Origin of the sequence: Cyanobium sp. HWJ4-Hawea, assembly GCF_024345815.1 — a bacterium.
Classification (GTDB): domain Bacteria; phylum Cyanobacteriota; class Cyanobacteriia; order PCC-6307; family Cyanobiaceae; genus Cyanobium_A.
In genome coordinates this window covers 21,669-30,173 of sequence record NZ_JAGQBV010000026.1, presented here as the reverse complement: position 1 = coordinate 30,173, position 8,505 = coordinate 21,669, and the positions used below count along the sequence as shown (strand labels likewise).

Genomic DNA, 8,505 nt, shown 5'->3' with positions numbered 1-8,505 from the left:
CCACGCGGGCATGGATCCGGAGAGCCGTCAGCTGGCCCTGGAGCATTTCCAAACCCAGCCCAGGCCTGTGTTGGTGGCCACCATGGCCTTTGGCATGGGGGTGGACCGACCCGATGTGGGGCTGGTGCTGCACCTGGATTTGCCCGCCAGTGCCGAGGGCTATCTCCAGGAATCGGGCCGGGCCGGCCGCGATGGGGAGCCGGCGCGCTGCTTGGTGTTGTTTGATGCGGGCGATCGCACCAGCCTGGGCTGGGCAATCCGTGGTGCCGCCGTGCCCCAGGAGCAACAGCGGATGGAATTGGCCCAGCGCCAATTAAGGCGGATGGAGGCCGTGGCAGAGGGGGAGGGCTGCCGGGAGCAGGCCCTATTGCTGGCCGTTGGTGAGCTGACGCCCCCCTGCGGCCGCTGCGACAACTGCCAGACATCTGCCGAGCAGCTCGATTGGTCGGAGCAGGTTGGCCGGCTGCTGGAGGCCGTGGCCGAGCGCAATGGCCGCGACCTGCGAACCCTCGCCGTGGAACTGGCGGGCGACGGCCGCGATGGCCGCGACGGTCAGCGCTGGGGCTGGTTGGCCCGCCGCCTGGTGCAGGAGGAATTGATTGGTGAAAGCGACGACGGCGCCCAGCGCCTCTACTTGCGCTCCCCAGGCCGGCGCTATCTGCGCCAGCCCTGGCCTCTGCACTGGGCTGCCTAGGAAGCCCCTAGCCGCCCCTTAGCTGCCCTTGGCCTTGCAGATGTCGGTTACCAGCTGCTGCTCGTAGTCGGCCTGGGGGGCATCCCAGGTTTTCCACTGGCCGGATTGGTTGGTGCTGTTGAGCTTGCGGGCACCGCAGTTCACCGCCAGGTAAAGGGGTTGGCCCTGGCGGTTGAGGGTGGGGGCCACGAAGCTGCCACCCATGGATTGCCAGTTGGCCCAATCGACCTGGAGGGGGCCGTAGTTGCGCCAGTCGGGCTTGCCCGTTTTGACGGTGCTGCTGGTGGTAGTGGTGGGTTTGGGCCGACTGGCGGTGACTGTCGCTGTGGCAGCTGTGGCTGTCGCTGTGGGTTTGACCTCTGGCTTGACTTCTGGCTTCACCTCAGGCTTGACCTCGGTTTTGACCACAGGTTTTGCTTCCGGCTTGACCTCGGGCTTTGGTTCCGGTTTGGCTTCAATCTTCAGGGCAACTTTTGGTTCTGGTTTGAGTGCGGGCTTCACTTCAGGTTGGACCTCAGCCTTGATTACCGGCTTCACTTCGGGCTTGGTCTCTGGCTTCACCTCGGCTTGGACCGTGGGTTTCACGGTGGCTGTGACCAAGGGTTTTGCCACTGGCTTGGCCACTGGTTTAACTACCGGCTTGGCCACCACCCTGGGGGCGGGCTTGGGTGTGGGCTTGGGAGCTGGCGGAGCCTGCAGCTTGAGTTGGGTGCCCTCCACCACGAAGTTTGGATCGTCGATTTTGTTGAGGGCCACCAGCTTGTCGACCGAGGTGTTGTATCGATCGGCGATGTGGGACAGGCTTTCTCCCTGCTTGACCACGTAATTGCTGGGGCGACGGCTTTCGTTGGCCGTGCTTGGGGCGGCAGCGGTGCTGCTGGGTCGGCCGGGGATGGCAATGCGGGTGCCCGCCACCAACAGCTTGGGGTCGCGGATGTTGTTGAGCGCCAGCAGGCGATCGGTGGTGGTGCCAAAACGTTCGGCCAACTCCGACACGGTTTCCCCCTTCTTCACCGTGTAAGGCGCCGTGGGCAGGGCCCGTGATGCAGGGGCCGGACGGCTGCTCGAGCCCCCCGAGGAAACCACCAACCGGTCGCCAGCAGTCACCTTGTTGGGGTTGGTGATGCCATTGAGTTGCATCAGGCGGTTGAGGCTGATCCCAGCCCTATCGGCAATCTCCGAGAGGGTGTCGCCCGCCTTAACGGTGATGCTGCCGCCACCGCCACCAGCACTGCCATAGCTGAGGCTGGGGCTTGAGGAGCGGCTGCCCGGAATCACCAGGCTTTGGCCCACGGCCAATTTATTGGGGTCGCTAATGCCATTGGCCTGCATCAGCCTTTTCAGGCTGACGCCATTGCGATCGGCGATTTCCGAGAGGGTCTCGCCGTTCTTGACCACCACGTTGGCGAAGGCTGCTGCAGGAGAGAGCAAGGGCAGTGGCAACACCACTGCTAGGGCCAAGGCAGCTAGGGATCGGCGCATGGGCACTACGGATAGATCACCAAACGGTATCGCCGAACCTTAAAGGGCGCCTCCAATTGGATCCAGTCCTGGGTTGATCAAAGGTTCTGATCAGCCGAGCCGGGCCGAGCCGGGCCGAGCCGAGTCAGGCCATCAGCCGAGGAGCCGTTTGACCAGGCCGAGTTTGCCGGCATAGGGGGGATAGCGAAAGGGCAGATCAAGCCAGAAGGGTCGCTTCAGCACACTGCGCAGATGGGAGAAGGTGTCGAAACCGGCCTGGCCGTGATAACGGCCCATGCCACTTTCCCCCACACCCCCAAAGGGCATTTCCGTAACACCCGCCTGCATCACCACGTCGTTGAAACAGACACCGCCGGAGCTGGTGGTGGATAGGGTCCGCTGCTGGGCCTTTCGGTCGTTGCTGAATAGGTAGAGGGCCAACGGCTTGGGACGCCGGCGCACCTCGGCCAGGGCGGCCTCCAGGTCGGCCACCTCGAGCACCGGCAGGATTGGGCCAAACAGCTCCTCCTGCATTAGCGGATCATCGCCAGACTCGACCGCCACCAGGGTGGGCTCGATCCGTCGCCGGCCCGCGTCGCTGCGGCCCCCCACCAGCACCTGGCCCCGGCTGCGCGCACCTGCCAGCAGGCCCTCCAGCCGCTCGAATTGGGTGGCATTCACTATCGAACCCAGGTCTTCGCTCTCGAGGGGATCGGCGCCGTAGAAACTGGTCCATTCAGAGGCGATCGCGGCCACCAGTTCATGGCGCCGCTGGCTCTGCACCAGCAGGTGGTCGGGGGCTATGCAGGTTTGGCCGGCATTGAGGCCCTTGCCCCAGGCCAGCCTTCGGGCGGTGGTGACCAGCTCCGCATCGTTGAGCACGATCGCCGGGCTTTTGCCGCCAAGTTCGAGGGTCACGGGGGTGAGATGGAGGGCTGCTGCGGCCATCACGAGCCGCCCGACCCGACCCCCACCGGTGAAGAAGATGTGGTCGAATTTCTCCTTCAGCAGTTCGGCGGCGGTGGCCCCATCGCCGGTGACCACTTGCACCACATCGGCAGGGAAAACCTCCGGGATCGTGCGCTCCAGCAGCTCCGCCGTGCGGGGCGCGTGTTCAGAGGGTTTGATTACGGCGGTGTTGCCCGCGGCCAGGGCACTGACCAGGGGGTGCAGGCAGAGGTGGAGTGGATAGTTCCAGGGGCCGATGATCAGCACACAGCCAAGGGGTTCTGGCTGGATGAAGGCCTGGCCGGGGCGCATGGCCAGATCGAGGCCCACCGGCCGGGGGGCCATCCAGCGCTTCAGCTTCCTACGGGTAAGGGTCAGCTCCTGGCGCACCGCCACCAGCTCGAAGGTGGCCTCTAGGGCTGGCTTGCCGAGGTCGGCGGCCAGGGCCTCGAGCACCTCCCCTTCATGCCGGCTGAGGAGTTGGGTTAGCCGGTCGAGTTGGGTAAGCCGCCACTCCAGGCTGCGGCTGAGGCCGGCGCTGACAGCTGCCCGCATCTCGGCGATCGGGGTGGCTAGGAGCAATTGGGTGGTCATGGCGGCCATCAATGGCGCCCACCCTGGCAAATGGCAGGCCCCCGATGTTGGCCACCAACTCCTGCAGGGCCACTGGACACCAACTCCCGGACCATCTTGATTGGGGAGCGGTGCCAACTCCATTTTTGATTAAGCCCTTGACGAGATTTGAACTCGTGACCTCTCCCTTACCAAGGGAGTGCTCTACCACTGAGCTACAAGGGCATGTGGAAGGTGGGCCGGGTTGGATTTGAACCAACGTAGGCAGAGCCAGCGGATTTACAGTCCGCCCCCATTAACCACTCGGGCACCGACCCGAACCACACCGCAAGAACTTACCAGCCGGCCCCACTCGTACCCATGCAGCTGCTCGCCCTCCACGGACCCAACCTCAACCTGTTGGGCACTCGCGAACCGGGGCTCTATGGCAGCACCAGCCTCGAGCAAATCAATGCCGACCTGGAGCGCCAAGCCACGGACCTGGGCGCCAGCTTGAGTTGCTTCCAAAGCAACCATGAAGGGGCCCTGGTCGACTGGATCCACCAGGCCAGGGGCCAGGTGGATGGAATCTTGATCAACGCCGGCGCTTTCACCCACAGCTCGATTGCCCTGCGCGATGCTCTGTTGGCGGTGGAAATCCCCTTTGTGGAAGTTCACCTCAGCAACACCCATGCCCGCGAGGAATTCCGGCACCACTCCTATTTGGCCGATCGGGCCCTTGGCGTGATCTGTGGTTTTGGGCCGTTCAGCTACAACCTGGCCCTCCAGGGCCTGGTGCAGCGGCTGCGGGCAGGCTCCCTGGCATGAGTGCCCTGTTGGAAAACCCCACCGCCCGGGTGAAGTGGCTGGCGGCCCCCAGCAGCGCCGCCTGGCTCGCCCAGGCGATTGCCAATCCGGAGTTGGTGCTGATCGACCATGCCCACTGCGAACGCAAGGCGGCCGGGGTCGCCCTGCAACTGATGTTTCGCTATCCCAGTGAGGAGGGGCTGGCGGCGGTGTTGAGCCCCCTGGCCCGGGAGGAGCTGGAGCACTTTGAGCTGGTGCTGCAGTTGCTGCAGGCCCGTGCCATTCCCCTGCGGCCCCTGGCGGCGCCGCCCTACGGAGCGGCCCTGGCCAAGCAGGCGCGCCGGGATGAACCCCTGCGGATGCTGGATAGTTTTTTGGTGGCGGGCTTGATTGAGGCCCGTAGCCATGAGCGGATGGCGCTGCTGGCCGCCCATAGCCCGGATCTGGAGCTCCAGGCCCTCTACGGCGAGCTTTTAGCCAGTGAGGCCCGCCATTTCGGCCTTTACTGGCTGCTGGCGGAAGGCCGTTTTGGTCGTGAGGCCACCATGGCCAGGCTGGCGGAATTGGCGGATGCGGAGGCTGAGCTGCTGACCATGCTCTGGCCAGAACCCCGCTTTCACAGCTGAACCAGCTCGTTCAGTAGGGGGTAAGAAGCGGCAATTGGATCACCGCTGAACTGGGCCACCCAGCCTTCGGTGTTGTTGAAAAACCGCAGGGCGCAGAAGTGGGGCTCTGCTCCCATGTCGAACCAGTGCTTGGTGCCGGCCGGCACCGAAATCCAGTCTTCCGCTTCGCAGAGCACCTGCAGTACCTCCTCACCGATGTGCAGACAAAACAGGCCGCGGCCTTCCACGAAGAAGCGCACCTCGTCTTCGCTGTGGGTGTGCTCGGCCAAAAATTTCTGACGTAGGGCAGCTCGATCGGGATGGTCCGGCGCCATCCGGATCGCATCCACCGTGGGGTAGCTGCCCCCTGCCTGCACCCGGGCCACTTCACTGGCGTAGGCGGCCAGGATCTCTTCTTGGCTGGCGCCAGCTGCCAGCTGGACCCTGGCGGGCCAGCGCTCAAAGGCGATGCCCCGCTTGCCCAGCTCCTCCGTGATTAGATCGGCATCCCTGGTGATCAGGGCTGCCTCCCTAGTGATTAGGTCGGAGCTGGCGGCCTGGCTGTGGATCGCCAGCAGGGTCATGACCAGTATTCGAGAGGCCCTACAGCCTAGAAAAGGGGGGATTTGGGCCCGATGGGCCGAGTTCCGCCTTGACATCAGCCAATGGCGACGAAGGCCTAGTTAGGGGCCTGCTCACCCTTGTGGGGGTGGGGCCAGGGGATCCCGACCTGCTGACCATGGCAGCGATCCGAGCGATTGGGGCCGCCGATGTGGTGGCCTACCCGGTGGCGAGGGAGGGGGGCGAGGGCATGGCAGCCAGCATCGCCGCGCCTTGGATTGGCTCCAGCCAGAGACGCCTGCCCCTGGTCTTTCCGATGGTGGCCGAGGCCGAGCCGCGGATTGCCGCCTGGCATGGGGCCTCAGCCGCCTTGGCGGCTGAGGTGGCAACGGGCGCCCAGGTGGTGCTGCTCTGTGAGGGGGATGTGTCGTTGTTTGCCAGCAGCTCCTACGTGCTGTTGGCCCTACGGGCCAAGCATCCCCAGTGCCCGGTCAGGCAGATTCCAGGAATCATGGCGATCAGTGCGGCGGCGGCCGCGGCGGCGGCGCAGGGAATCGCCTGGCCCCTGGCCCTGCAGCAGGAAGGGTTGCTAATTCGCCCCACGCCAGAAACCCCCCAGGGCCTCGGCGAGCTGCTCGAGCAGGCGGCCAGCGGGGGCTGGGTGTTGGCCTTGCTCAAGCTCGGCCAGCGCTGGAGTTGGGTGCGGCCCCTTCTGGAGCAGCGGGGGTTACTGGGGCAGGCCCTGTTTGCCCAGCGGGTTGGTTGGCCCGATCAATTACTTGCCCCTGCGGCCGAGGTGCCGGCGGAGGAGCAGCCCTATTTCTCCCTGTTGTTGGTGCGTCAGGGCTGGCCCCAGGTGTTGCCCTAGGGCTTGACGCTGGCTCGTCGTTCGCAGGAGAGGCACCCCGCAGGCGATTGTTTTAGGGAGGCTGGATCCATCGCGATGAGCGACCCATAAGCCCGCCATCCGCCATGCAGAACCAAAGTGAAGAGCTGGGAGCGCACCTGGGCGGAACCGGGTCTGCTGCGAAGAACGGCAAAGCCAGTCGGTGGGGGTCATGAGCTGCAACGCGTGACGACCAAGGCCCTCGTGGCATATCATGTCAACTGTGCCACATGCCAATCTGCGTGCCACACCCTTTGTCATGGGCGACAACGCTTCATCTGTGGACGTGAGCCTGGGCAGGCAGGGTCGGCTGGTTATTCCGGCGGCGTTGCGACGCTCGCTGGGCCTGGAGGAAGGAGATCGGTTGGTAGCCCGCCAGGACGCCAATCGCCTGGTGATCGAGAAGCCGGAGCAGATCAAGCAACGTTTGAAGGCGCGCTTTGCCCAGGTGCCGGCGGACCGCAGGCTTTTGGATGAACTCATCTCTGAACGACGCGAGGAGAGCCGGCTGGAGGGTGAGGGGTGACGGTGGTGCTGGATGCCTCGGCCCTGTTGGCGTATCTGCTGCAGGAACCGGGCGCCGAGGTTGTTGATGGGCTGTTGAGCGATGCGCGAATGACCAGCGTGAACTGGGCTGAGGTGGTGCAGAAGGCGCTCTCCGCCGGAGTGGACGTGCAGGGAATGCGAGAGGAGCTGCAGGCCCTGGGGATGCAAGTGGAGCCCTTTCTGGCTACGGATGGTGAGCGAGCAGGCCAGTTGTGGCCCCTTACCCGGCAGCGGGGCCTGTCGCTGGGTGATCGCGCCTGCCTCAGCCTTGGGCTGCGGCTGGGCCTGAAGGTGGTGACCTGTGATCGGGCCTGGGCAGAGATGCCACTGGAGCTGGAGATTCAGGTTCTGCGTTGAGCTCCAGCTTGTGACTCCCTCGAGGTCCATGTCCTTGTCAACGCCATCCAGGTCTTCTTGACTTACTAGCTCAATCAGCGAGCGCCCCTCTATGCGCGTGCTGCGTGGGGTTCACTCTGGTCAAGCTTCGAGGGGGCCTAGGCCAGGTCCGGGTCGCGTCCCCTGCATAGAAAACCCAACTGTGATTGGCCTTAGCGTGGGGAAAAGAATCTTTCCCATGTCGCTGCTTCGCCTCACCCCGATAGCTGCCCTGCTCATGGCCGCCTACAGCAGGCGGCTGTAGCCTAATACGTGCCTCCCAGGCCAGGTGGCTGCGCCAGCGGCTACACCTACTCGGCCCAAATGTGCGTGCCGCGCCGCTGAGCCCTCAGAACCCCCTCCTAGTTGCGGGATTTGGTGCAACCAGCAGGGGGCTGAATCTCTACCCCCCAGGCTTGTACACCCGCTGCAGCTGATCACCCACCCAGTTGTTGACGCATCTTCAGCATCCCGGGGGAGTGGGGATCGGGCCTGGCCAGGCTTAGGGCTTCACGGGCTCTGGCGAACTGAGCTCGGCTGCGGCCATAGCGGGCGTTGGTGTCGCCGTAACCAATGAGTTCCCGGTATCCGAAAAAAGCCACTGAACAACCGATCAGAGTTTCTGCCCAAAGTGAATCAATGATCTTTGCTCCAGCAAGCCAGTAGGCAATTGAGGCCGCCAGGGCCAATAGGAAGCAGAGGGAGCCAAGCAGTACATAGCGCTTGTCCAAGCTCTGCTGCTTCTTTATCGCTTTGGCAAGCCACAGCTCCTGCCCGTTGATCCAGCCGCGGCAGCATTCGATCACCTCAGGTAGTGGTGCCACACAGTCAGGGTTGGCCTGTAACGCAGCACCGTGCGAATCCACAGGAAGTTTTGGCTTGTTTGGCTGTGGAAGAGGTCGGCAGTGTCTCCTTTCGCCCCAACGGCACTCCAAAAATCAGTAACAAGCAGGCTTTCAGCTAGGCAGCGCCACTGAATGAAATCTAGTTTTGGGCCGCTTTGTAGCTTGGGAAACCAGACCACCGTCGCCAGTACAACCAACAGGCCAACGGCTTGCCACGCCTGCTGG

At 64.1% G+C, this 8,505-nt stretch carries 10 protein-coding genes and 2 tRNA genes; 6 read left to right on the top strand and 6 right to left on the bottom strand.

Annotated features, from left to right (window positions below):
- The coding region (locus KBY58_RS07555) for a helicase-related protein (protein WP_255003726.1) at window positions 1–694 on the top strand (694 nt) is incomplete at its 5' end.
- A gap of 18 nt (window positions 695–712) precedes the next feature.
- On the opposite strand, the gene KBY58_RS07550 is transcribed toward KBY58_RS07555, so the two are convergent.
- From KBY58_RS07550 to KBY58_RS07535, 4 genes are all read right to left on the bottom strand, one after another.
- Complete coding sequence (locus KBY58_RS07550) at window positions 713–2,176, bottom strand: LysM peptidoglycan-binding domain-containing protein (protein WP_255003724.1); 1,464 nt, start codon at window positions 2,174–2,176, stop codon at window positions 713–715.
- Window positions 2,177–2,308: 132 nt separating this feature from the next.
- Entirely contained in the window at window positions 2,309–3,697 is a 1,389-nt protein-coding gene (locus tag KBY58_RS07545) for an aldehyde dehydrogenase family protein (protein ID WP_255003722.1), read from the bottom strand.
- 132 nt (window positions 3,698–3,829) lie between these two features.
- Window positions 3,830–3,901 (bottom strand) — tRNA-Thr (locus tag KBY58_RS07540).
- Between the two features lie 10 nt (window positions 3,902–3,911).
- A tRNA-Tyr gene (locus tag KBY58_RS07535) sits at window positions 3,912–3,993 on the bottom strand.
- Window positions 3,994–4,036: 43 nt separating this feature from the next.
- Between KBY58_RS07535 and aroQ the strand changes: the two genes are divergently transcribed.
- Window positions 4,037–4,483 (top strand): type II 3-dehydroquinate dehydratase, encoded by a 447-nt coding sequence (gene aroQ / locus KBY58_RS07530; RefSeq protein WP_255003721.1) that lies wholly within the window; start codon window positions 4,037–4,039, stop codon window positions 4,481–4,483.
- Complete coding sequence (locus KBY58_RS07525; protein ID WP_254932758.1) at window positions 4,480–5,088, top strand: tRNA-(ms[2]io[6]A)-hydroxylase; 609 nt, start codon at window positions 4,480–4,482, stop codon at window positions 5,086–5,088. Before aroQ ends, KBY58_RS07525 begins: the two co-directional genes overlap by 4 nt.
- On the opposite strand, the gene KBY58_RS07520 is transcribed toward KBY58_RS07525, so the two are convergent.
- On the bottom strand, window positions 5,079–5,651 hold the full coding sequence (locus tag KBY58_RS07520) for a 1,2-dihydroxy-3-keto-5-methylthiopentene dioxygenase (RefSeq protein ID WP_255003720.1): 573 nt from the start codon (window positions 5,649–5,651) through the stop codon (window positions 5,079–5,081). The two genes, KBY58_RS07525 and KBY58_RS07520, sit on opposite strands and share 10 nt — an antisense overlap.
- Before the next feature lie 68 nt (window positions 5,652–5,719).
- Between KBY58_RS07520 and KBY58_RS07515 the strand changes: the two genes are divergently transcribed.
- The 3 genes from KBY58_RS07515 to KBY58_RS07505 all read left to right on the top strand — a co-directional run bounded on the left by KBY58_RS07515 (window position 5,720) and on the right by KBY58_RS07505 (window position 7,417).
- Window positions 5,720–6,496 (top strand): SAM-dependent methyltransferase, encoded by a 777-nt coding sequence (locus KBY58_RS07515; protein WP_255003719.1) that lies wholly within the window; start codon window positions 5,720–5,722, stop codon window positions 6,494–6,496.
- Between the two features lie 232 nt (window positions 6,497–6,728).
- Window positions 6,729–7,040, top strand: coding sequence for an AbrB/MazE/SpoVT family DNA-binding domain-containing protein (locus KBY58_RS07510; protein ID WP_255003718.1), 312 nt, complete (start codon window positions 6,729–6,731; stop codon window positions 7,038–7,040).
- The gene (locus KBY58_RS07505) at window positions 7,037–7,417 is read left to right on the top strand and encodes a type II toxin-antitoxin system VapC family toxin (protein ID WP_254932762.1); all 381 of its coding nucleotides are present in this window, start codon (window positions 7,037–7,039) and stop codon (window positions 7,415–7,417) included. Before KBY58_RS07510 ends, KBY58_RS07505 begins: the two co-directional genes overlap by 4 nt.
- 455 nt (window positions 7,418–7,872) lie before the next feature.
- Here KBY58_RS07505 and KBY58_RS07500 read toward each other — a convergent pair whose 3' ends face one another.
- The gene (locus tag KBY58_RS07500) at window positions 7,873–8,259 is read right to left on the bottom strand and encodes a hypothetical protein (protein ID WP_255003716.1); all 387 of its coding nucleotides are present in this window, start codon (window positions 8,257–8,259) and stop codon (window positions 7,873–7,875) included.
- Window positions 8,260–8,505 lie beyond the last annotated feature (246 nt).

Coding starts and splice junctions, on each gene's coding strand:
- KBY58_RS07510 (WP_255003718.1), top strand. CDS start 6,729: ATGTCAACTGTGCCACATGCCAATCTGCGTGCCACACCCTTTGTCATG.
- KBY58_RS07545 (WP_255003722.1), bottom strand. CDS start 3,697: ATGACCACCCAATTGCTCCTAGCCACCCCGATCGCCGAGATGCGGGCA.
- aroQ (WP_255003721.1), top strand. CDS start 4,037: ATGCAGCTGCTCGCCCTCCACGGACCCAACCTCAACCTGTTGGGCACT.
- KBY58_RS07520 (WP_255003720.1), bottom strand. CDS start 5,651: ATGACCCTGCTGGCGATCCACAGCCAGGCCGCCAGCTCCGACCTAATC.
- KBY58_RS07550 (WP_255003724.1), bottom strand. CDS start 2,176: ATGCGCCGATCCCTAGCTGCCTTGGCCCTAGCAGTGGTGTTGCCACTG.
- KBY58_RS07525 (WP_254932758.1), top strand. CDS start 4,480: ATGAGTGCCCTGTTGGAAAACCCCACCGCCCGGGTGAAGTGGCTGGCG.